Source organism: Terracoccus luteus (assembly GCF_003635045.1).
Taxonomy (GTDB): domain Bacteria; phylum Actinomycetota; class Actinomycetes; order Actinomycetales; family Dermatophilaceae; genus Terracoccus; species Terracoccus luteus.
This window is the reverse complement of record NZ_RBXT01000001.1, coordinates 3,612,179-3,634,163: the sequence shown is the minus strand read 5'-3', so window position 1 is coordinate 3,634,163 and position 21,985 is coordinate 3,612,179. Positions and strand designations below refer to the sequence as shown.

The 21,985-nt window shown below is 72.6% G+C and carries 22 protein-coding genes; 4 read left to right on the top strand and 18 right to left on the bottom strand.

Annotated features, from left to right (window positions below; genetic code table 11):
* Nucleotides 1–4 precede the first annotated feature (4 nt).
* Nucleotides 5–1,378, bottom strand: a complete 1,374-nt coding sequence (locus DFJ68_RS16375) for an L-serine ammonia-lyase (protein ID WP_121034646.1) — start codon at nt 1,376–1,378, stop codon at nt 5–7.
* Nucleotides 1,379–1,877: 499 nt separating this feature from the next.
* Here DFJ68_RS16375 and DFJ68_RS16370 point away from each other — a divergent pair, with 499 nt between their 5' ends.
* Both DFJ68_RS16370 and DFJ68_RS18370 read left to right on the top strand, forming a co-directional pair.
* On the top strand, nt 1,878–2,951 hold the full coding sequence (locus DFJ68_RS16370; RefSeq protein ID WP_170165803.1) for a glycosyltransferase family 2 protein: 1,074 nt from the start codon (nt 1,878–1,880) through the stop codon (nt 2,949–2,951).
* 1 nt (nt 2,952) lies between these two features.
* A complete protein-coding gene (locus DFJ68_RS18370; protein WP_170165802.1) occupies nt 2,953–3,129 on the top strand; it encodes a hypothetical protein in 177 nt (58 codons plus the stop codon).
* Nucleotides 3,130–3,222: 93 nt separating this feature from the next.
* Here the strand turns inward: DFJ68_RS18370 and DFJ68_RS16365 are convergent, their stop codons facing one another.
* The 5 genes from DFJ68_RS16365 to DFJ68_RS16345 all read right to left on the bottom strand — a co-directional run bounded on the left by DFJ68_RS16365 (nt 3,223) and on the right by DFJ68_RS16345 (nt 8,740).
* The gene (locus tag DFJ68_RS16365) at nt 3,223–3,873 is read right to left on the bottom strand and encodes an SDR family oxidoreductase (RefSeq protein WP_121034645.1); all 651 of its coding nucleotides are present in this window, start codon (nt 3,871–3,873) and stop codon (nt 3,223–3,225) included.
* A 95-nt stretch (nt 3,874–3,968) separates the two neighbouring features.
* Nucleotides 3,969–4,766, bottom strand: a complete 798-nt coding sequence (locus DFJ68_RS16360; protein WP_121034644.1) for an SRPBCC family protein — start codon at nt 4,764–4,766, stop codon at nt 3,969–3,971.
* Nucleotides 4,767–4,773: 7 nt separating this feature from the next.
* Nucleotides 4,774–5,631, bottom strand: a complete 858-nt coding sequence (locus DFJ68_RS16355) for an FAD binding domain-containing protein (RefSeq protein ID WP_121034643.1) — start codon at nt 5,629–5,631, stop codon at nt 4,774–4,776.
* Nucleotides 5,628–8,180 carry a xanthine dehydrogenase family protein molybdopterin-binding subunit gene (locus DFJ68_RS16350; RefSeq protein WP_121034642.1) on the bottom strand — a complete coding sequence of 851 codons (2,553 nt, stop codon included), beginning with the start codon at nt 8,178–8,180 and terminating at the stop codon, nt 5,628–5,630. Before DFJ68_RS16350 ends, DFJ68_RS16355 begins: the two co-directional genes overlap by 4 nt.
* Nucleotides 8,177–8,740, bottom strand: coding sequence for a (2Fe-2S)-binding protein (locus DFJ68_RS16345; protein WP_121034641.1), 564 nt, complete (start codon nt 8,738–8,740; stop codon nt 8,177–8,179). Before DFJ68_RS16345 ends, DFJ68_RS16350 begins: the two co-directional genes overlap by 4 nt.
* Before the next feature lie 325 nt (nt 8,741–9,065).
* On the opposite strand from DFJ68_RS16345, the gene mgrA reads away from it, so the two are divergent.
* Nucleotides 9,066–10,109, top strand: coding sequence for an L-glyceraldehyde 3-phosphate reductase (mgrA, locus tag DFJ68_RS16340; RefSeq protein ID WP_121034640.1), 1,044 nt, complete (start codon nt 9,066–9,068; stop codon nt 10,107–10,109).
* On the opposite strand, the gene DFJ68_RS16335 is transcribed toward mgrA, so the two are convergent.
* The 8 genes from DFJ68_RS16335 to DFJ68_RS16295 all read right to left on the bottom strand — a co-directional run bounded on the left by DFJ68_RS16335 (nt 10,078) and on the right by DFJ68_RS16295 (nt 17,100).
* A complete protein-coding gene (locus DFJ68_RS16335; protein WP_121034639.1) occupies nt 10,078–11,040 on the bottom strand; it encodes a hypothetical protein in 963 nt (320 codons plus the stop codon). The genes mgrA and DFJ68_RS16335 overlap by 32 nt on opposite strands.
* 121 nt (nt 11,041–11,161) lie before the next feature.
* Nucleotides 11,162–12,340, bottom strand: a complete 1,179-nt coding sequence (locus DFJ68_RS16330; protein WP_121034638.1) for an XdhC family protein — start codon at nt 12,338–12,340, stop codon at nt 11,162–11,164.
* Nucleotides 12,333–13,520, bottom strand: coding sequence for a vWA domain-containing protein (locus DFJ68_RS16325; RefSeq protein ID WP_121034637.1), 1,188 nt, complete (start codon nt 13,518–13,520; stop codon nt 12,333–12,335). Before DFJ68_RS16325 ends, DFJ68_RS16330 begins: the two co-directional genes overlap by 8 nt.
* Before the next feature lies 1 nt (nt 13,521).
* Nucleotides 13,522–14,478 carry an AAA family ATPase gene (locus DFJ68_RS16320; protein WP_121035466.1) on the bottom strand — a complete coding sequence of 319 codons (957 nt, stop codon included), beginning with the start codon at nt 14,476–14,478 and terminating at the stop codon, nt 13,522–13,524.
* A 44-nt stretch (nt 14,479–14,522) separates the two neighbouring features.
* Nucleotides 14,523–15,281: a nucleotidyltransferase family protein gene (locus tag DFJ68_RS16315; RefSeq protein ID WP_211333403.1), complete on the bottom strand. Its 759-nt coding sequence runs from the start codon at nt 15,279–15,281 to the stop codon at nt 14,523–14,525.
* 68 nt (nt 15,282–15,349) lie between these two features.
* Nucleotides 15,350–15,862, bottom strand: a complete 513-nt coding sequence (locus tag DFJ68_RS18160) for a hypothetical protein (RefSeq protein ID WP_147431629.1) — start codon at nt 15,860–15,862, stop codon at nt 15,350–15,352.
* A gap of 83 nt (nt 15,863–15,945) precedes the next feature.
* Nucleotides 15,946–16,140, bottom strand: a complete 195-nt coding sequence (locus DFJ68_RS16300; RefSeq protein ID WP_121034633.1) for a BldC family transcriptional regulator — start codon at nt 16,138–16,140, stop codon at nt 15,946–15,948.
* A 207-nt stretch (nt 16,141–16,347) separates the two neighbouring features.
* Nucleotides 16,348–17,100, bottom strand: a complete 753-nt coding sequence (locus DFJ68_RS16295) for a class I SAM-dependent methyltransferase (protein ID WP_170165800.1) — start codon at nt 17,098–17,100, stop codon at nt 16,348–16,350.
* Between the two features lie 168 nt (nt 17,101–17,268).
* Between DFJ68_RS16295 and DFJ68_RS16290 the strand changes: the two genes are divergently transcribed.
* On the top strand, nt 17,269–18,105 hold the full coding sequence (locus tag DFJ68_RS16290) for an alpha/beta fold hydrolase (protein ID WP_121034631.1): 837 nt from the start codon (nt 17,269–17,271) through the stop codon (nt 18,103–18,105).
* A 93-nt stretch (nt 18,106–18,198) separates the two neighbouring features.
* Here the strand turns inward: DFJ68_RS16290 and DFJ68_RS16285 are convergent, their stop codons facing one another.
* From DFJ68_RS16285 to DFJ68_RS16270, 4 genes are all read right to left on the bottom strand, one after another.
* Complete coding sequence (locus tag DFJ68_RS16285; protein WP_211333402.1) at nt 18,199–18,591, bottom strand: hypothetical protein; 393 nt, start codon at nt 18,589–18,591, stop codon at nt 18,199–18,201.
* 484 nt (nt 18,592–19,075) lie between these two features.
* Nucleotides 19,076–19,804 carry an esterase family protein gene (locus DFJ68_RS16280; RefSeq protein ID WP_121034629.1) on the bottom strand — a complete coding sequence of 243 codons (729 nt, stop codon included), beginning with the start codon at nt 19,802–19,804 and terminating at the stop codon, nt 19,076–19,078.
* Nucleotides 19,805–19,832: 28 nt separating this feature from the next.
* Nucleotides 19,833–20,984, bottom strand: a complete 1,152-nt coding sequence (locus DFJ68_RS16275) for an alpha/beta hydrolase-fold protein (protein WP_121034628.1) — start codon at nt 20,982–20,984, stop codon at nt 19,833–19,835.
* A complete protein-coding gene (locus tag DFJ68_RS16270) occupies nt 20,981–21,967 on the bottom strand; it encodes a Type 1 glutamine amidotransferase-like domain-containing protein (protein WP_121034627.1) in 987 nt (328 codons plus the stop codon). The genes DFJ68_RS16275 and DFJ68_RS16270 overlap by 4 nt, the downstream gene beginning before the upstream one ends.
* Between the last annotated feature and the right edge of the window lie 18 nt (nt 21,968–21,985).

Sequence of the window (21,985 nt, the reverse complement as noted above, 5' to 3'; positions counted from 1 at the left end):
CCGGTCAGCACTCGATGACGTTGACGGCGAGACCGCCGCGGGCGGTCTCCTTGTACTTGACCTTCATGTCGGCACCGGTCTCGCGCATGGTCTTGACGACCTTGTCGAGGCTGACGACGTGCGAGCCGTCGCCACGCAGGGCGGTGCGGGCGGCACTGATGGCCTTGACCGACGCGATGGCGTTGCGCTCGATGCAGGGGATCTGCACGAGCCCGCCGACCGGGTCGCAGGTGAGGCCGAGGTTGTGCTCCATGCCGATCTCGGCGGCGTTCTCGACCTGGCGCGGCGTTCCACCGAGCACCGCGGCCATGGCGCCGGCAGCCATCGAGCACGCCGACCCGACCTCGCCCTGGCACCCCACCTCGGCGCCCGAGATCGACGCCGTCTCCTTGTAGATGACGCCGATGGCGCCTGCAGTGAGCAGGAACCGGACGACGCCGTCGTCGTCGGCCCCGGGGACGAAGTCGCAGTAGTAGTGCAGCACCGCCGGGATGATGCCCGCGGCGCCGTTCGTCGGGGCCGTGACGACGCGGCCGCCGGACGCGTTCTCCTCGTTGACGGCCAGGGCGTAGAGCGTGATCCAGTCCATGCCGCGCAACGGGTCGACGCTGGCCGCCTCGAGGCTGAGCCGTCGGGCCAGCTCGGGGGCGCGCCGGCGCACCCGGAGTCCACCGGGCAGCACGCCCTCGTTGGCGATGCCGTTGGCCACGCACTCCTTCATGACGGCCCAGATGTCGAGCAGCCCCTGACGCACCTGCGCCTCGGTGCGCCACGACAGCTCGTTCTCGAGCATGATGCGCGCGATCGACTTGCCCTCGGCTGCGCACAGGGCGAGCAGCTCGTCGCCGGTGCGGAAGGGGTGGGCGACCGGGGTCGTGTCCTCGACGATCTTCGTGCCGCCGTCGGCGTCGCCGCCCACGACGAAGCCCCCGCCCACGGAGTAGTACGTCCGCTCACTCAGCACCTGGCCGGCGCCGTCGGATGCCGTGAACGTCATCCCGTTCGGATGCAGCGGAAGCGTGCGGCGGCGGTGCATGACGAGGTCGGTGGCCTCGTCGAAGCGGATCTCCCGCTCACCGAGGACGGCGAGCCGCTTGTCGGCCCGCATCCGGGCCAGCTGGCTCTCGACCGCGCGCGGGTCGCACGTCTCCGGCCGCTCGCCGGTCAGGCCGAGCAGCACGGCCTTGTCGCTGCCGTGACCGTGCCCGGTGGCGCCGAGCGAGCCGAACAGCTGGGCGTGCACCCGCTCGACGCGGTCGAGCAGCCCCTCGTCGCGCAGGCGCTCGGCGAACGTCGCGGCCGCCCGCATCGGGCCGACGGTGTGCGAGCTCGAGGGGCCGATGCCCACCGAGAAGAGGTCGAAAACGCTGAGCGCCATTGCTGCTGCCTGCCTGTGTCACGAGAACGACGACGGAGCGACGCCGTCCGCGCCTCCCCGGCGTCTCACTGTACGGGCAGGAGCACGGCCCGCCGGACCGGACATCGTCTCAGTTCCTGAGACGCCGGATGTGGTGCACGTCATGGCCCAAACGGGCGCAACCGGACGCGGCCTGACGGATGGGGCGAAGTATTTGACGTTTGAACGACCGTTTCTGCGGATTCGGTACCTCTTCGGTGAGAACCCCTTACGGTTTGTCCGGGGAAACGACCGGGCGCTTGGGGTGCCGGGTCAGCCGGACGCGTGGGGCGTCGGGCGCTTCAGCTCTATCCAACGGGGGAAAAACCATGCCGCGGATGCGGTCCTTTGGCGTGCCCGCGCACGCCCGCACCACGCTCGCCGTCGTCGTCGACGGCCCGATGTCACTGCGCGACAACGAGATCGGCGTCGAACCGGTTCGTGGCGAAGCCGTGTCAGTCGGCCCGGACGGGGGCCGGGCATGAGCGTCCTCGCCCTCATCCCGGCCCACGACGAGGCCGCGAACATCGCCGCGACGGTGGCCTCGCTGCTGGGGCAGACGACGCCTCCGGATCGAGTGGTCGTCGTCGCCGACAACTGCACCGACGACACGGCGGCCGTCGCCGATAGCGCCGGCGCCACCGTCTTCACGACGGTCGGCAACACCGACCGCAAGGCCGGGGCTCTCAACCAGGCTCTCGGCTCGATGACCGACCTGCCCGAGCACGTCCTCGTCATGGACGCGGACACCACGCTCGCCCCGCGCTTCGTCGAGGCGGCCGTGCAGCGCCTCGGTACCGACGCCGGCATCGCCGCGATCGGCGGCATCTTCCAGGGCCCGCAGCCGACGAGCCTCGTCGAGACCGCGCAGGCCAACGAGTACGCCCGCTACGCCCGCGAGCTCGGCCGCACCGGACGCGTCATGGTGCTCTCGGGCACCGCCACCGTCTTCCGCCGCACGACCATCGAGGCGGTCCGAGCGGCCCGTGGAACGACGCTGCCCGGCATCCGCGGCGACTTCTACCGCACCAACGCGCTGACCGAGGACAACGAGATCACCCTCGCCGTCAAGACGCTCGGCCTGACCGTCGAGTCGCCCCGCGAGTGCGTCTCGACGACCGAGCTCATGCCCGGCTTCGGCCCCCTGCACCGGCAGCGCCTCCGCTGGTACCGCGGCGCCATGGAGGACCTGCTCACCTACGGCTTCACCACGGCCACCCGCCGCTACTGGGGCCAGCAGGCGATGCTCGCGCTCGGCACGCTCATGATGAGCCTCTACCTGCTGCTCACCGTGCAGGGAGCCGTGACCGGCACCCTCGGCCTGTCGCCCTGGTGGATGCTGCTCGGCGCCGTGTTCTGGGCCGAGAAGCTCGTCACCGCCTGGGGCGCCGGCCCCCGCGGGCGGCTGCTCGCCGCCCTCCTCGTCCCGGAGCTGGTCTACGACCTGTTCCTCCAGGCCACGCTCGTCCGCGCCCTGCTGCAGACCGTGCGCCGTCGTGAGGCCGTCTGGCACCACGACACCTCCCTGACCCCCCTCACCACGCAAGGAGCCTGACATGTACAGCAACTCGTTCGCCTTCGCCGCCCCCACGACCGCCGGCGTCGGCGTCGTCGCCCTGTCCGAACCCACCGCCACCGGCTGGACCATCGTCGGGGCGTTCGCCCTGCTGACGATGGGCGGCTCCGTGCTGCGTCTGCTGCACCGCCCGACCCAGGCGGCCGCGCAGGCCTGAGCCGGAGACGAGACGGCACAGGGCGCTCCGATACCGAGGTACCGGAGCGCCCTGTCGTGTCAGCAGTTCCGTCGACCGGACGGCCGGTCGCGTTCAGCCGCCGACGAGCTCGGAGATCGGGCGGTCACCGTCGTTGAAGGCGAGTTCGCGGCCGGACGTCGAGTCGGGGGCGTCGACGACGGCGGCGATGACCCGCGCCACGTTCGCGCGCGACACGTGCCCCGCCTCGACGTCGTCACCGAACTCCACGAGCCCGGTCGGCTCGTCGAGGGTCAGGCCGCTCGGGCGCAGGATCGTCCACCGCAGCTCGGTCGAGGCGAGGTGCTCGTCGGCCGCCGTCTTGGCCTCGGCGTAGGCGAAGAACGAGTTGTCCTCCGGCACGCCGTGGTCGGGGCCGGCACCGAAGTAGCTGACCATGACGTACCGCTGCACGCCGGCCTGCCGCGCGGCCTCCATCGACCGGATCGCGGCGTCACGGTCGACCGCGTAGGTGCGTTCCGGGCTGCCCCCGCCGGCACCGGCCGACCACACGACGACGTCCGCGCCGCGCACCAGGTCGACCATCTGCCCGGTCGACGCCGACTCGACGTCGGCGACGACGGGCTCGGCGCGGGCGTCCCGCACGTCGGCCTCGTGCTCGGGGTTGCGGATGACGGAGATGACCTCGTGGCCGGCCTCCGACAGCAGCGGCGCTGCGAGCAACGCCACCTTGCCGTGGCCACCGATGACGACGACGCGAGACATGGTGCTCCTTCGATCGGGTGGGCTCCGGCGGTCACCGGAGCCCCACCCCCTGTCCTACCACCTCGTCGAGAGGGCGCCACGCCCCCGTCGAGTGGTCAGCGACGGCGTCCGGCGAGCCAGCCGACGAGGATGCCGGCCACCGCCGCCCCGGCGAGCGGGGCGTAGCGACGGGCGAGCACCGGGATCACGGCCGAGCCGAGGTCGAGGGCCCCGTCGTCGTCATCGGCGAGCGCTGCCACGCGACCCACCGTCGGGACGGCCTTGGGTGCGGCCGGAGCCGCGGTGGATGCCGTGTCGCTCGCGAGGGCGTCGCTCGCCGTCTCGACGAACTCGCTCTCCTCCTCCATGACGGAGGCGGGTTCGCCCGCCGACGGCGGGGGTCCGGTGGGCGCCGGAGCCGGCTGACCGGCATCCGGGCTGGTCGATGTGACACCGCCCCCCGACGCCTCGCCGCCGCCGAGCTGCTTCTCGACGCAGGCCACGAAGGCCTGGAGCAGCTTGTCGCTGACGTCCTGCATGACGCCGCGGCCGAACTGCGCGGGCTTGCCGGTGACGGCGAGGTCGGTGACGACGTCGGCACGGGCGCCCGAGCCGTCGGGCGAGAGCTGGATGGTGACGGTCGCACCGGCGGTGCCGTTGCCGCGCTTGTCCTTGCCCTTGGCCTCGATGACGGCCATCTTGGCGTCGTCGTCACGCTCGACGAACGACCCACTGCCGCTGTAGAGCATGGCGATCGGGCCGAGCTTGACCTTGACGGTGCCCGAGAAGCCGTCGTCGCGCACCTCGGTGACGGTCGCGCCGGGGAAGCAGCTGCCGACCTTCTCGAGGTCCATGAAGAGGCTCCAGGCCTCGTCGACGGAGGTGGGGACGGTGAAGGAGTGCGTGAGGTCCATCAGCCGGTCACGCGCCCGCCGCCGCCAGGACGGCCCGCCGGGTCAGCACCGTGGCGAGGTGCCGGCGGTAGTCGGCGTCGCCGTTGAGGTCGGAGGGCGGGTTCGTCCCGTCGGTGACCGCGGCCACCGCCTCACGCACCGCCTCGTCGGTCGCCGGTCGTCCGACGAGCGCTGCCTCGACGGCCTTGGCGCGCAACGGGGTCGAGCCCATGTTGGTCAGGCCGACCCGGGCCTCGGCGATCGAGCCGCCGTCGGTGCGCACCGCGGCGGCGACCCCGACGATCGACCACTGGTGGCTCACGCGCACGAACTTCTCGTAGTGCGCGCCCCACCCGGTGTGCTTCGGGATGCGCACCTCGGTGAGCAGCTCGCCGTCGCCGACCGCCGTCGTGAAGAGGTCCTCGAAGAAGTCGTCGGCCTCGACCGTGCGGGTCTGACCGCCCTCGCCGGCGATGACGAGCCGGGCACCGAGGGCGAGCACGGGCGCGCCCACGTCGCCCGCCGGGTCGGCGTGCACGAGCGCGCCGCCGACGGTCCCCCGGTGGCGGATCTGCGGGTCGGCGACGGTCTTGACCGCCTTGGCCAGCAGCGCCGCGTGGGTGCTGACCACGTCCGAGGCGAGCACGTCGGCGTAGGTGGCCATGGAGCCGATGACGACCTCGTCGCCCTCCTCACGGATGCCGCGCAGGGCCTCGACGCGCCCGAGGTCGACGACGACCCCGGGGGCGTTGAGGCGCATGCGCAGGATCGGCAGCAGCGACTGCCCGCCGCCGAGCACCTTGGCCTCGTCACCGTGCTCGGCGAGGGCGGCGAGCGCCTCCTCGACCGTCGTCGGGGCGAGGTAGTCGAAGGATGCGGGGATCACCGCGCACCACCTTCCGTGGAGTCGGAGCCGGAGCCGGAGACCGAGCCGGATGCCGTGGAGCCGGTCGCAGGTGACGTGCCGGGGTCGTCCTGGTTGGGCAGGCCCTCGTCGAAGTGCGGCTGCGCGTCGCGCTCGCCCTCCACCGGGGGTCGCTTGCCGGCCTGGATGGCCTTCCACACGCGCTCGGGCGTGCACGGCATCGTGATGTCGTCGATGCCGAACGAGCGCACCGCGTCGACGATGGCGTTGACGACCGCCGGCGTCGAGGCGATGGTGCCGGCCTCGCCGACTCCCTTGGTGCCCAACGTGTTCGTCGTCGACGGCGAGACCGTGTGGTCGGTGACGAAGCTGATGGTGTCGGCCGACGTCGGCAGGGTGTAGTCGACGAACGAGCCGGTGACGAGGGTGCCCTGCTCGTCGTACTCGGCCCCCTCCCACAGCGCCTGGGCGATGCCCTGGACGAGGCCGCCGTGCACCTGCCCCTCGACGATGAGGGGGTTGACGATGGTGCCGATGTCGTCGACGCAGACGTACGAGCGCATGCTCGAGGCGCCGGTCTCGGTGTCGACCTCCATCGCGCACAGGTGGGTGCCGTGCGGGAAGCTGAACGCGACCGGGTCGTACGTCGCGTCGGCGTCGATGCTCGGCTCGGCCCCGTCGGGCAGGTTGTGGGCCGCGAAGGTGGCGAGGGCGATCTCGGCGATGCCGACGCCCTTGTCGGTGCCCTTGACCTCGAAGCGACCGGCCTTGAACTCGAGGTCGTCCTCGCTCGCCTCGAGCAGGTGGGCGGCGAAGACCTTGGCCTTCTCGATCACCTTGTCCGCGGCGCGCACGACCGCCTCGGCCCCGACGACGAGCGAGCGCGAGCCGTAGGTGTCGAGACCGCGCGGCGCGATCTGCGTGTCGCCGTGCAGCACCTCGACGTCGTCGAAGGGAACCCCGAGCCGGTCGGCGACGATCTGGCTCCAGGCCGTCTCGTGGCCCTGCCCGTGCGGTGAGACGCCGGTGATGACCTCGACCTTGCCCGTGGCGAGCATGCGGATGCTCGCGTGCTCCCACCCGCCGGCGCCGTAGTTCAGCTGGCCGAGCACGCGTGACGGGGCGAGCCCGCACATCTCGGTGAAGGTCGAGACGCCGATGCCGAGCTGCACCGGGTCGTTGCTCTCGCGGCGCCGCTTCTGCTCGGCGCGCAGCTCGTCGTAGCCGAAGAGCTGCTTGGCCTTCTCGGTCGCGGCCTCGTAGTTGCCCGAGTCGTAGGTCATCCCGGCCACCGTGGTGAAGGGGAACTCGTCGTGGCGGATCCAGTTCTGCTCGCGCACCTCGAGCGGGTCGCGCCCCAGCTCGGCGGCGAGCTCGTCCATCATCCGCTCGATGCCGAACGTCGCCTCGGGGCGGCCGGCCCCGCGGTAGGCGTCGACCCACGTCTTGTTCGTCAGCACCGTCTGGCAGTTGAACTGGTACGCGGGGAACTTGTAGATCGAGTTGAACATCCACGCGCCCAGCACCGGGACGCCGCCACCGACGATGGCGACGTAGGCGCCCATGTCGGCGAGCAGGTCGACCTTGAGACCGGTGACGGTGCCGTCCTTCTTCGCCGAGAGGGTCAGCTTCTGCCACTGGTCGCGGCCGTGGTGCCCGCTGAGCAGCGACTCCGACCGCGTCTCCGTGTACTTGCACGGCTTGCCGAGCCGGCGCGAGATCGCGATGGTCGCGAACTCCTCCGGCGTCGTCTGCAGCTTGCCGCCGAACCCGCCGCCCACGTCGGGCGCGATGACGCGCACCTTCGACTCGGGAATGCCCATCGTCGCGGCCACGAGGAACCGCAGGATGTGCGGGATCTGCGTGGACGACCACACCGTCATCTGCTCGCCGGTCGGGTCGACGACGACCGACCGCGGCTCCATGAAGGCGGGGATGAGGCGCTGCTGGCGGAACTCTCGCTCGATGACGACCCCGTCGGTGCGGGCCTCCGCGATGGCGGCCTCGACGTCGCCGCCCGAGCCCTGCTCGGCCGAGTCGAGCTGCCAGAACGCCGACTTGTTCGTGCCGAGGTCGGGGTGGGCGAGCACCGTGTCGTTCGCGGCCTCCTTGAGGTCGAGCACGGCCGGCAGCTCGTCGTAGTCGACGTCGACCAGCTCGGCGGCGTCACGGGCCTCGGCGGCGCTGCGGGCCACGACGACGGCGACGATCTCACCGGCGCAGGCGACCCGCTCGACCGCGACCGGCAGGTGCGTCGGCGTGACCTGGTCGGGGGTGATCGGCCAGGCGTTGGCGTTGACGCCCTGGACGTCCTTGATGTCGGCCCCGGTCACGACGTCGACGACACCGGATGCCGTCTTCGCCTCGGACGTGTCGATCGAGCGGATCGTCGCGTGTGCGAAGGGGCTTCGCACCATGGCGAGGTGCAGCATGCCCGGCAGGGTGATGTTGTCGGTCCAGCGCGTGCGACCGGTGATGAGACGCTGGTCCTCCTTGCGGCGGCGCGCCTTGCCGACCTCATTCCCGGGGCCGTCGGTCGCGGTGTCGGGGCGGTCGTCGGTGATGGTCATGCCGTCGCCCCCACCGTCTGCTCGGCCTCGGCCGTCTCGGCCGGGCTGCCGTCGGCGACACCCGACCCACCGGCATCCGTGCCCTGCGACGAGGCACCCGAGCCGGCCTTGGCCGCCTGCTGCACCGCCTTGACGATGTTGTGGTAGCCGGTGCACCGGCAGAGATTGCCCTCGAGGCCCTCGCGGATCTCGCTCTCGCTCGGGTCGGGGTTCTCGCTGAGCAGGCTGCAGGTCTGCATGATCATGCCCGGCGTGCAGTAGCCGCACTGCAGGGCGTGGCACTCGTGGAACGCCTGCTGCACCGGGTGCAGCTCGCCGCCCTTGGCGAGACCCTCGATGGTCGTCACCTCGTGACCGTCGGCCTGCACGGCCAGCACGTTGCACGACTTCACGCTGATCCCGTCGAGGTGCACGGTGCAGGCGCCGCAGTTGCTCGTGTCGCAGCCGACGACGGTCCCCGTCTTGCCGAGCCGTTCGCGAAGGTGGTGGACCAGCAGGGTCCTGGGCTCGACCTCGTCGGTGTACTTCACACCGTCGACGGTCACACTGATACGAGTCATGCGAAATGTCCTCCTGCCACACTGCAGCCGACGTTCCCCCGGTGGTCGCAGTCTTTGTCAAAAGTTGCACTGACACAAGGGGTATCGCCGAACCCGGTCGGATGCCGGTGGGCGTCGTATCGGCGCGGGTCGTGTCGGTGGCCGGCCGGGTCCCTGCTCGGCTCCCGCGCAACACACCGAGCAAGGTGCAGATCCATGAGTTGCAACTCGCGGATCTGCACCTTGCTCGGTGTGTTCGCCCGGCCGGGGGCTCGCCGGGCGGAGCGGGGCGGACCGGTCCGGATGCCGGTGGGCGGGCTCCCGGGGCGGCGTGGAGACTGGGGTCATGACGATGCACGCCGACGACTACCAGGCCGACCGCTCGCGCTACGACTCGATGACCTACCGCCGCACCGGCCGCAGCGGGCTGGACCTGCCGGCCGTGTCGCTGGGGCTGTGGCACAACTTCGGCGACGACGTGCCGCTGGAGAGCCAGCGCGCCACGCTGCGCCGCGCCTTCGACCTCGGCGTGACCCACTTCGACCTCGCCAACAACTACGGACCGCCCTACGGCAGTGCCGAGCGCAACTTCGGCACGATCTACGCGCAGGACTTCCGGCGCTACCGCGACGAGCTCGTCCTCTCGAGCAAGGCCGGCTACGACATGTGGCCCGGGCCGTACGGCCAGGGCGGCGGCAGCCGCAAGTACGTGCTCGCCTCGCTCGACCAGTCGCTGCAGCGCATGGGTGTCGACTACGTCGACATCTTCTACAGCCACCGCTTCGACGACACGACCCCGCTCGAGGAGACGATGGGCGCCCTCGACACCGCGGTGCGGCAGGGCAAGGCGCTCTACGTCGGCATCTCGAGCTACTCCGGCCCGCGCACCCGCGAGGCGGTCGGCATCCTGCGTGAGCTCGGGACGCCGCTGATCATCCACCAACCCAGCTACTCGATGCTCAACCGCTGGGTCGAGGAGGACCTGCTCGACGTGCTCGGCGAGGAAGGCGTGGGCTGCATCGCGTTCTCGCCGCTGGCGCAGGGCATGCTCACCGACAAGTACCTCGACGGCGTGCCCGAGGGCTCGCGCGCGGCGCAGGGCAAGTCGCTCTCGCCCGACCTGCTGACGGAGCAGAACCTCACCCACATCCGTGCGCTCAACGACATGGCGCAGTCGCGTGGCCAGTCGTTGGCCCAGCTCGCGCTGGCGTGGGTGCTGCGCGACCCGCGGGTGACCTCGGTGCTCATCGGCGCGTCGTCGGTGCGTCAGCTCGAGGACAGCCTCGGCGCCCTCGGCAACCTCGACTTCAGCGACGACGAGCTGGAGCGCATCGACCAGCACGCGGTCGAGGGTGGCATCAACCTCTGGAAGACCTCCTCCTCGCACTGACCCCGGCGCCCACGGCGCCCACGGCGAGGGCGAGCAGGGCCAGCATGGCCGGGCTCCAGAGAGCGACGACCGTGAGGTTCTGGGCCGTGGCGAGGCGGAGCAGGGCGAGCCCGTCGGTGACGAGCTCGGTGACGGCGTCCACCCGCATCGGGGTGCGCGGCAGTGCCTCGAGGAGGTAGCGCGCGGTCGTCAGCGCCGCCGGCGTGGCGACGAGCAGGAACGCCGTGACCGCCCACGCGAGCACCCGGCCCACGCTGCCGAGGCCGAGCCGGGCGAGCAGCACACCGACGCCGACGGCCGCGACGACGGACAGCCCCGGCGAGACCCACGCCGGCACGCCTGCGGGGTCGAGGTCGCTGCGGGCGGAGAGCACCAGCTGACCCGCCCAGCCCGCGATCACGATCGACGCCGGGGCGGCCGCCATGACCCGCAGCGCCGGCCCGCCGAGCGAGACGAGCAGACCGAGCACGACGCCGACGACCGTGCCGGCCGCCGTGAGGGCGACGAACGCCAGCCGCACCGTGCCGGCCTGGGCCGCCGACCCCCCGAGGTCGGGCTCGGGTGCCAACGTCTGCAGCACCGCTGTCGAGGCGGCGACCAGCGCTCCGAGCACGACCAGCGCCGAGGATGCCGTCCGCTGGGGTCTCGCGGCACCGCGCACGAGGGGGGTGAGCCCGGCGAGGACACCCCCGGCCAGCGTGAGGGTCAGCAGCAGGCTCAGGCGGTCGACGACGAACGGCAGCAGGGCGTCGCGCACGTCGTTGCGGGGGTTGTACGGCGTGCCGAGCGTGCCCACCCGGGAGCGCAGGAGCAGCCACGGCCCGAGTCCGACGGACCAGGCCACGGCGGCCAGCGGGAGCAGGGCCCAGACCGGCACGCGGGCGGGCGCACCGGCATCCGGCGCGACACCGCGGTGCGCGGGCGCGCTCATCGGCGGCGACGGCGGGGGGCGACGGCAGGCATGGACCGGACCCTAGCCGCGGCCCGCCCCGGTGACCTCTCGACGGGCTCCACGCGTCCACTCGACGGGGTCTTGGCGCCCTCTCGGTGGGTCAGGAGGTGGGGGCGTCGGTGTGGTGGTGGTGGTGGATGGGCCCGTCCGTTGCGGTGAGGCGCTCGCCGGCCCCGCCCCACCGCAGGGCGACGATCTCGGCGGCGATCGACACGGCCGTCTCCTCCGGGGTGCGGGCCCCGAGGTCGAGCCCGATCGGCGACGACAGCCGCGCCAGCTCGGTCTCGGTCAGCCCGGCCTCGCGCAGCCGGGCGAGCCGGTCGTCGTGGGTGCGGCGCGACCCCATCGCGCCGACGAAGCCGACGTCCGGCAGCCGCAGCGCCACCTCGAGCAGCGGCACGTCGAACTTCGGGTCGTGGGTGAGCACGGCGACGACGGTGCGCGCGTCGACGCGACCGGCATCCACCTGGTCCTGCAGGTAGTCGCTCGGCCAGCGGACGACGACCTCGTCGGCGCCCGGGAAGCGCGTCGTCGTCGCGAACACCGGGCGCGCGTCGCAGACCGTGACCTGGTAGCCGAGGAAGGAGCCCACCCGCGCGACCGCGGCCGCGAAGTCAATGGCGCCGAAGACGAGCATGCGCGGCTTGGGCGCGAAGGCCGAGACGAAGACGCGCATCCCCTCACCGCGCCGCTCACCGTCGGGGCCGTAGGTGAGCAGACCCGAACGACCTTGGGCGAGAAGCCCTCTGGCGTCGTCGAGCACCGCGTCGTCGGCGCGGGCACTGCCGATGGATGCCGTCCGGGCGGCGGTCGCAACCGCGTCACCGCCCACGTCGCCGTCCTCGGGGCGCACGACGATGCGGCGTCCGACCCACGTCGGCTCGGGGTGCTCCACGACGGTGGCGACGGCGACCGGGCGCCCGGCGGCGACGTCCCGCGCCACCTCGCCGAGCTCGGGGAAGGCCTCGCGACTGACCGGCTCGACGAAGACGTCGAGGATGCCGCCGCAGGTCAGGCCCACGGCGTACGCGTCGTCGTCGCTGACGCCGTAGCGCTGCAACGCCGGCCGGCCGGAGGCGACGACGTCCTGCGCCAGCTCGTACACGGCGCCCTCGACACATCCGCCGGAGACCGACCCGACCGCCTCGCCTCCGGGCCCGACGAGCATGGCCGCCCCCGGCTGGCGCGGCGCCGAGCGCCACGTCCCCACGACGGTGCCCATGCCGACGGTCTCGCCGCGCTCCCACCAGCCCGTCAGCTCGTCCATCACCTCACGCACGTGCGACCACCTCGATCAGCTGCTCGAACGCCGCGAGCGAGTGCCCGGCGACGAAGTCGTCGATGAACGGCAGGGCGGCGACGATGCCCTGCTGCACCGGTTGGTAGCCCACCTTGCCCCGGTGGGGGTTCGACCAGACGACGCGGTGGGCGAGCCCGGCCAGACGACGCATCTGCTCGGCGAGCAGCTCCGGCCCCTCACGCTCCCACCCGTCGGAGAACACGACGACGACGGCGCCCCGCGCCATGCCGCGCCGCCCCCACAGGTCGAGGAAGGCGCCGAGCGCCTCGCCGAGGCGGGTGCCGCCCGACCAGTCGGGCACGACCCGACCCGCGGCGACGAGCGCCCGGTCGGGGTCGCGCTCACGCAGCGCCCGGGTGACGTGGGTGAGGCGGGTGCCCATCGTGAAGACCTCGGTGGTGACGGCCCGGGTGCCGGATGCCGTGGAGCGCACGTACGCGTGCGCGAGCCGCAGCAGGCTGTCGGCGTAGGGGCTCATCGAGCCCGAGACGTCGATGAGCAGGACGACGCGGCGGGGGCGGACCCCGTTGCGGCGGTGGACGATCCGGCCCGGCTCGCCCAGACGGCGGACGTGCTCGCGCAGGGTGGCGGGCCCGTCGACCCGGCCACGGCGCGCCGCGACCGGTCGTCGTGCCCGTCGCGTCGGCGGCATCGGCCGCAGCGTCGCGAAGAGGTCGGCGAGCGTGCGTCGCTCGTCGGCGGTGAGCGAGCCGACGTCGCGGTGCCGCAGCACCTCCTGCTCGCTCGCGGTGGCCCGCAGCGCCTCCCCCTCGTCGGCGGCCACACCGAGGTCACCGTCGCCACCGAGCGGCGCCTGCCGAGTCACGCTCGGCGGGTGCTGCGCCCGGTTGGCCGTCGTCGGTGTGTCGTCGGCGAACCACGCGGTGAAGACGGCGTCGTACGCCTCGGCGTCGGCCGGGGACGAGGTGAGGGTGGCCCGGCCCGCCCAGTAGACGTGGCGGCGGGACCCGGCGTCACCGGCGGCCACCGCCGTGAGGAACACGCGCTCGCGGTCGGCCGTGACGGCCAGGCCGGCGGCCCGGAGGGCGCGCGCGAGACCGAGGAACACGGCATCCGCGGGGAGGCGCACGGGTACCGGCCCGGTCGCGCGGGTCGGGCCGGCCGGCGACGGCGACGGCGCCGTGGGGACGGGGACCATGTCAGGCCGTGAGGACCCGGTCGAGCATGGCCCGCACCCGCTCCGCGTCCTCGCGGTACTTCACGGCCGCACCGAGGGTGGCAGCGGCCGTCTCGGCGTCGAGGCGGGTGGCGCCGACCGTGTCGAGCGCACGGGCCCAGTCGAGGGTCTCGGCGACGCCGGGCGGCTTGACGAGGCCGGCCGTCTCACGCAGGCGCTGCACCGCCGAGACGACCTGGGTGGCGAGCGCCTCGGACACCTCGGGCAGGCGGCTCCGCACGATGTCGAGCTCGCGGGCCAGGCCGGGGTGGTCGATCCAGTGGTAGAGGCAGCGTCGCTTGAGGGCGTCGTGCAGCTCGCGGGTGCGGTTGGAGGTGAGCACGACGAGGGGCGGTGTCGCGGCCGCGATGGTGCCGAGCTCGGGCACGGTCACCTGCCACGTCGAGAGCACCTCGAGCAGGAAGGCCTCGAACTCGTCGTCGGCCCGGTCGACCTCGTCGACGAGCAGCACGCACGGCGCCTCGCGCAGCGCCCGCAGGATCGGGCGGGCGAGCAGGAACCGCTCGTCGAACAGCTGGGCCTCGGCGGCCGCGACCGCGTCATCGCCGCCGGCTGCGCCGTCCGGGCGCCCGACGGCCTCGAGGGTGCGCAGGTGCAGGATCTGCCGGGGGAAGTCCCAGTCATAGAGCGCCTGCGTGGCGTCGATGCCCTCGTAGCACTGGAGCCGCACGAGCGGCAGGTCGAGGGCCTGCGCCACCGCCTCCGCGAGCGCCGTCTTGCCGGTGCCGGGCTCGCCCTCGAGCAGCAGCGGACGCCCGAGCCGGGTGGCGAGGAAGGTCACCGTCGCGAGGGCGTCGTCGGCGAGGTAGCCGGTGCGGGCGAGCACCCGGGCGACGTCGTCGGCGTCGTCGAAGGCCGAGGCGAGGTCGCGCACGGGCTCGGCGGTCGCGTCGGTCTCATCGGGTGCGGCGGGCTGCATCACCCGAGCATCACCCATATCGGCCGCGCGCGACAGTGCAACGGTCAACCGCGTGAGGCGAGCTCGTCCGGGGTGTCGACGTCGACGCCGGTCGCGAGGTCGCCGCACTCGACGAGGACGTGCTCGTTCGTGCGGAAGTGGTCGCGGGCACCGCGGTCACCGACGGCGGCCTCGGCGACGGCGGCCCAGTGGTCGCGGCCGATGACGACGGGGTGCCCGGGGGTGCCCTCGTAGGCGGTGCGGGCCAGCACCGACCGCCACCCGGATGCCGGGCGGCCGGCGTCCGACTGCGCTGCCGTCGGGTCCGGGGTGGCGTCGACCGCTGCGCCCCGAGCCGGGCTGTCGGTGGCGCCGGTGGTGTCAGTGTTGTCGGCGGCGGGCGCCGACGACTGCAGCAGCCGGTCGACGACCTCCGGGCCGACGTCGGGCAGGTCGACGAGCGAGACGAGCACCGCGTCGACGGGGTCGCGGCCCTCCCGGTTCGCGGTCGTCACCGAGGTCAGACCGGAGCGCACGGAGGCGCCCATGCCCTCGAGGTGGTCGATGCACTGGACGACGTCGACGTCACGGCCGAGCGCGGCGACGATGGCCGTGACCTCGGGCCCGGCCGCCCCGACGACGACGGTCACCCCGTCGCACCCGCCGTCGAGCAGGCTCGTCACCGCGTGCTCCACGAGCGTCGGCCGGTCGGGGCCCATGCGGACCAAGGCCTTCGGCCCACCCATGCGACGGCCCGACCCTGCCGCGAGCAGCAGGCCACGCACGTGCGGGACTCGGGGGAACGGCATCCGGGGCGTGGTCACGCCGGGAGGCTACCGGCCGACCGCGCCCACCCCGACCGGGGTGGGAGCCTCCGCGTGGAGGGCACGCGTCAGAACGTGAAGCCGCAGCGCTTCTTGGCGTCGGCCGACACCGTGTCGCCGAGGGCGCTGACCTGGGCACCACCCTCCTTGAGGGCGGCAGCGTCGCCGTCGGCCGCCTTCTGGATGAGCTCGCGGAAGTCGGTCCACGCCCCCTTGACGTCGGAGGGTGCCTGGTCCTCGACCTTCTTGACCGCGGTGACGAACTTCTTGAGCACGTCCGGCGTCGGCGAGCCCTGGGTGAGGTTGCTGATCTCCTTCTCGGCGGTCTTCAGTGCCGAGCAGTAGGGCGCGTCCTGGGCCGACGCGGTGCCGGTCTCGGAGCTCGTCGCCATGCTCGGCTCGCTCGACGAGGGCTCGGCCATCGTGCTCGACGGGGTCATCGACGCCATCGAGGAGGACGACATGGCCCCTCCCGCACCGGTCGAGGGCGTAGAGGCGTCTCCGCCGCACGCGGCGAGCAGCGGCACTCCTGCCACGAGGAGGAGGGCGGCGGGTCGAGCGAGCCTGCGGGAGAAGGTCATCCCTTCACCCTAGGGCGCGGCGGCGTCTGGCGTCGGAACGCCCGGCCCGCGACGACCAGCCGGTCTCGACCGGCCGTGGTCGGTCAACCGTTCTCGATGTGCGAGTCGAGCAGCGACTCGACCTCGGACTGGTAGAAGCGGCGGTGGCCACCCAGGGTGCGCACCGTCGACAGCTTGCCCGCCTCACCCCAGCGACTCACGGTCTTCGGGTCCACCCGGAAGATCGCGGCCACCTCCCGCGGAGTCAGCAGCGGTTCAGCATCGAATCCCTTACTCATGAACAGTCCCCAACGTCGGCTCGAGCACCCGCCCCCCAGCGGGCGGCCGGGTGTCCGGCCTCCGTCGACGTTACCCGAGAGTGCGGTCTTTGAGTGTTAAACCGACCATATGTGTTCATAAGCCTGCGGAATCCGACGTTCGCGAGTGGCTGCGCGACGGCATCCGTGGTGGTGGTCGTGATGGTGGCAGGGGTGGCGGCCGACGGCCTACGAGGCGTCGACGCCCGGGGTCCACCGCAGGCACATCGCCCGGTGACGCAGGCGCACGGTCGGGGCGTTGGTCGCCTCGATGCGGCCGAGCACCACGGCCCGGCGCTCCGCGAGCAGCGCCTCCCGCTCGGGAGCCGGCAGGGTCGACACCGCGGACTGCGTCGCGACGGCCGCGACCCACTCCTCGGCGGTGACCGTCCACGTCCAGGCGAACTCCGCGGTCTGCACCTCGCCGGTCGGGAAAGGCAGGTCGTCGTCGGGCACGGCGACGCGCGGAGGCACCCACGCCGCCGGGTCGAGCCCGTGGGCGGCGAACTCCCACGCGGACCGCGGGTCCGGCGTGTTCCACACGAGACCGAGGCTCCCACCACCCCGGAGCACCCGCCGCACCTCGTTCGTCGCGTCGTAGGGCCGCAGCCAGTGCCAGGCCTGCGCGACGAGGACGGCGTCGACGCCGGCCGTCGCGAGCGGCAGCCGTTCGGCGGGGGCCTGGTGCAGCCGAGCGAGCGGATGCCGGGTGCGCAGCACCGCGAGCATCGCGCCGTCGGGCTCGACCGCCTCGACGACGAGCCCCCGCGCGAGCAGCGACCCGGTCAGCTTCCCCGTGCCCGCGGCGACGTCCGCGACGACGCGGGCGACCGGCGGGACGAGCCAGTCGACGGCTTCGTCCGGGTAGCCGGGCCGGGCGCGGTCGTACGCCTCGGCCAGGTCACCGAAGCTGCGCGCTCGCGTCGGGTCGATCTCCGTCACGACCCCCACGGTGCCAGACCGCCGGCGGGGCCACACTCCCGGCGGCGTGACCGTTCGCCCGGCTGTCCGGGTACTTGAACCGTTGACCATCCGTCACGGCCCCGCGTCTCGAACCATCCCGGCGAGGCGCCGCGACAGCCGTCCGGCACGCACGACGAAGGAGCAGCGATGACCGAGATCACCGCCCACCACGGGCTGTTCAGGAGCACGAACCTGCACGTCGACGACACCGGTGGCGCGGGCCGCCCGGTGGTGCTCATCCACGGGTGGCCGCTCTCCGGGGAGTCGTGGTCCGAGCAGGTCCCGGCGCTGACCGCGGCGGGCTACCGCGTCGTCACGTACGACCGTCGCGGCTTCGGTCGCAGCGACAAGCCCGGGTCGGGCTACGACTACGACACCCTCACCGAGGACCTGCACACCCTGCTCACCGAGCTCGACCTGCAGGACGTCACGCTCGTCGGGTTCTCCATGGGCGGTGGCGAGGTCGCCCGCTACGCCACGAAGTACGGCTCCGAGCGGGTGCGCAGCGTCGTCTTCGCCGCCGCCGTGCCGCCGTACCTCATGAAGGGCGACGACAACCCCGACGGGCCGCTCGACCAGGAGGCCGCCGACGGCATGGAGTCGGGTCTCAAGCAGGACGAGGACGCCTTCTACGACCAGTTCACGACGGCCTTCTTCTCCGCCGACGGCGAGCTCAAGGTGACGGAGGAGCAGCGTCAGCAGGCCATCGCCCTCGCCCACCAGGCCGACACGAACGCGGCCCTGAAGTGCATGGAGGCGTTCGCCACCACCGACTTCCGCGACGACCTGCCCCACGTCACGGTGCCCACCCTCGTCATCCACGGCGACGCCGACGGCACGGTCCCGTTCGAGGGGTCCGGCAAGCGGACCCACGAGGCCGTCGCCGGCAGCGAGCTGCACGTCGTCCACGGTGGGCCGCACGGGCTCAACGTCAGCCACGCCGACGAGTTCAACCGGGTGCTCATCGACTTCCTCGGTCGCTGAGGGGTCGCACCGTCTCGCGCCCCGGGACCGTCCGGTCCCGGGGCGCATCGGTGCTCCCCGACCTCCGACCTGCTTGCCCGGATGCCGGTGGGCTCAGACCGGGGGGATGCGCTCGGTGTTCGGGCCGAGCACGAGGTAGACCTGGGCGGCGAGCACGACGGCCACGGCCACCCACTTGCCGGGCGGCAGCTCGACGCCGTAGCGCCAGCGGTCGATGAGGAGCAGACCGACCTGGAGCATGACGACCCAGCCCATCGTCACGACGGCGAGCTCGGCGTAGCGCAGCGACGACGCGTAGACCCAGAACAGGACGAGGAACGTGCCGGCGCCGACGACGAGGGCGCGCACGCTGCCCTGCTCCGCCCACTCCTTGGCCAGCACCGCCCCGCCGAGGTCGAGGCCGGCGAGCGCGACCATGGCGAGGGTCGCGACGACGGGCACCGGCCAGCTCTCCGGTGCCTTGATCAACGGCAGCACGTCGGTCACGCCCATGGTCGCCCTCCGCCAGGCCCGGCCACCGGTCGCGGCGGCCTCTCGTCTGTCGGAGACACCCCGACCGCCCCTGATACGCCGCACTTGGGCAGCGGCGACGTCACGGGCGTCCGAGCCGGTGTGTGTCTGACACCTCTGGGGCCCCGCGGGTGTCGAACGCGCGACCTGACGTGCGTCTGACACCTCTGGGTCGTCAGGGGTGCCAGACGCACGACGCGGTCATGCCGGATACGGCCAAGGGCCGGCTGTGTGATGCCAGACGCAGCAGACGAGCGGCTGTGTGATGCCAGACGCGGCGTATGTGCCGCGGTTGGCATCACAGAGGGTCGCGGTGACCGGGGCTGGCATCACACAGCGGTCGACGTCCGACGCGAGGGAGGCTGCACGGCATCCGTCTCATGGGCGACGCGCCGGCACGACGACTCAGGGTGACCACTCGAGGGGGCCCAAGAGCCCTCTCGACGGGGGTGGGGGTGACTCAGGGCAGGAGGTCGTCGAGGTAGACGGGCAGCATGGCCCACCACGTCGGCCAGTCGTGGTCGTAGCCGGGCCCCCAGTCGTCGACCCGGTTGGGGACGCCCTTCTCGCCGAGCACCTTGGCCACGGCCCACGACTCGCCGACGTCCTCCCACCGGCCGCTGCCGGAGGCGAACACGACCATGCGCCGGCGGAGGGTGTCGAGCTGCGACCCCTCGAGGCCGGGCAGGAACCGCAGGGGCGACGAGAAGTACAGGTCGTCGTTGACGAAGCCGCCGAGGAACTGCTCGATGGCGTAGGTGCCGCTCATGCACACCGCGGAGTGGACGAGCTCGGGGTAGCGGCACGTGATGGCGAGGGCGTTGAAGGCCCCGATCGAGGCGCCGGCCACGGTCACCGGTATCGGCTGGCCGCCGAGGTCGGAGTGGATGGCCGGGATGACCTCGTGGGCGATGACGTCGTGGAACCGGTTGAAGAGCGCGAGCTGGTACTCGGCGTTGCCGCGACGCTGGGCCAGGGCCCGACCGGCGATGCTGTCGACGGAGTAGACCTTGGCCCGCCCCGCGTCGATGAGCGGGGCGAGGTGCTCGATCATCTGGTGCCGCTCGACCTCCTCGGCGTCGCCGCCGGCGGTCGGGAAGAGCAGGACCGGAGCGCCGTAGCTGCCCCAGCGGGCGACCGTGACGTCCTCGTGGATCCGCTCGGAGTACCAGCGGTCGGTCACCTTCATCTCGCCTCCCGGCGCTCGGTGGTGCGGCTCATTCGTACACGTACTTCTGCGGGCCGGGGAAGAGCCACGGCAGACCCACCCCCAGCCCGTCGCGCCAGTTCTCCCAGTTGTGCCCGTCGCGCGACTCGACGTAGCGCACCCGCGTCCCGGTGTGGCGCAGCACCGGCACCATCGAGCGGTTCGGCGTGATGAGCGGCTCGTAGACACCGCACGACATGTGGATGCGGTCGACGACCTGACGCGGCTTCTCCCGGAAGGCGTTGACGAACTTCACGACCGGGTCGAACGCCGGCCCGCCACCGTGGTCGAAGCCGATGTCGGTGAACACGAGCGAGGCCGACTGCAGCATGAGGGAGCCGAAGAACCCGGGGTAGCGCACTGCCGTCGAGAACGCCGCGATGCCGCCGAACGAGCTGCCCATGAGGCAGCGCGCCTCGGGGGTGTCGATGAGGGGCAGCCGCTCCGTCAGCAGCGGCACCAGCTCGCGGGCGACGAAGCGCGCGTGCGGGGCGTGGTTCGGGTACTCCTTGAGCCGGTCGCGCGGCGGCACGAAGACGGCGACGAGCGGGTCGAGGTCGAGGCGGTGGATGAGGTTGTCGAGCACCGTCTTCATCGCCGCGAACTGGAGGTAGTCGGTGCCGTCGTGCACGACGAGCAGCGGGTAGCTCTGGGCGCGGTTGAACCGGGCCGGCAGGTAGATCTGGATCGGCTGGTCGCGGCGCAGCGCCTTGCTGCGCACCTGTTCCTCGACGAGCTCGCCCGGGCGCGCCTCCGGGTCGTGGTGCACCCACTCGGGCACGCGGTACCCGACGGCGGCGCACACCGACGACGAGCCCATCGGGCTCTGGGCCACCCGCGGGTTCAGCGGGTCGTTGAAGCGCTCGTAGCTCTCACCCTTGCGGATCTCGATCTGGTACTCCACCCGCGACCCCTCGGGCAGCACCGTCGTCACGGCCCAGAGGTCCGACTCACCGATCCGCTTGAGCGGCAGGCCGTCCGGCAGCCCGACGACACGGTGACGCACCCACACCTCGTCGACGTCACCGCGGAAGAGGAAGGTCGCCCGCTCGCCCTCGATGATGGGCGAGCCGTACCGGTCGACGAACCGGTCGATGGCCGGGCCGTCGAGGGGGCCTCCCTCACGCAGGCGGTTGATCGCCAGTCGACGCGCAGCGCTCATGCGTCTGACCCCGTCCTGTCGGGCGCGGTCGACGCGGCCGTCGCCCCCGACGCCGCCCCCACCGGGACCGTGCCGCTCGTCGTGACGGCGCCGTCGGTACCGATGGTGCGCGCACCGGCCGGCAGACCGGCATCCTCGTCGGGGATGCGCACGACGGTGCCGTCGTCGAGCAGGAGCAGGTCGTCATCGCGAAAACGTCTGGCCAGCAACGACATCCGTTCACGGTCGTCGAGCCGGAGGCGTCGTCGGGCGTGCGGCAGGGCGACGACGTTCGGCAGCCGACCGAGCCCGGTGTCGTGCAGCTCGGGCGCCGCGATGCCCTGCGAGGCGAAGTCGTTGAAGAGCACGACCCGGCCGGTGAGGGCCATGGCCCCCGCCGACCACGCCACGACGGGGCGGTCGGCCGGCAGCGTCACGCGGAAGAGCCGGAGGGTGCGCAGCAGGGTACGCACGTTGCCCCCGGCGATGACGACCGCGGCGCACTCGTCGAGCATCGCCCCGACCTCGCCGCGGTGCCAGCCGATCGGGCCGCTCTGGTCACCCGACGACGCGGCCACGTCGGCGTAGAGCTGCTCGAGCTCGTACGTGTACCAGGCGTCGACGTCACGGACCGCCTCGACCGCGGCCTGCTCCGCGGCCGGGCCGACCCGCTCGATGGAGGTCCGGTGACGGACCGCGTCGACGGCGTCGACAGCCGCCTGCAGCCGGATGCCGTAGAAGGCGCGCAGCTCGTCGTGCCGGTTGCGGAAGGTGCGGGCGTCGGCCGCGAACTGCGGGTCCTTCTCGATCGCGTCGAGCAGCCGGTGGTGCAGTCGCAGGTTGCGGGCGGCGCCGGCGAAGTGGCCGCTCAGCTCGCCGTCGTCGTCCTCGCGCTCCTCCCACCCGGAGTTGATCATCGCGACGGGGCCGTCGAGCCCGAGCGAGCGCACGACGGCGGCCACGGTCACGGTGAAGCGCTGGGGGCCCAGCAGGATCGTCGTCATGGGTCTGGCAGTACCCGG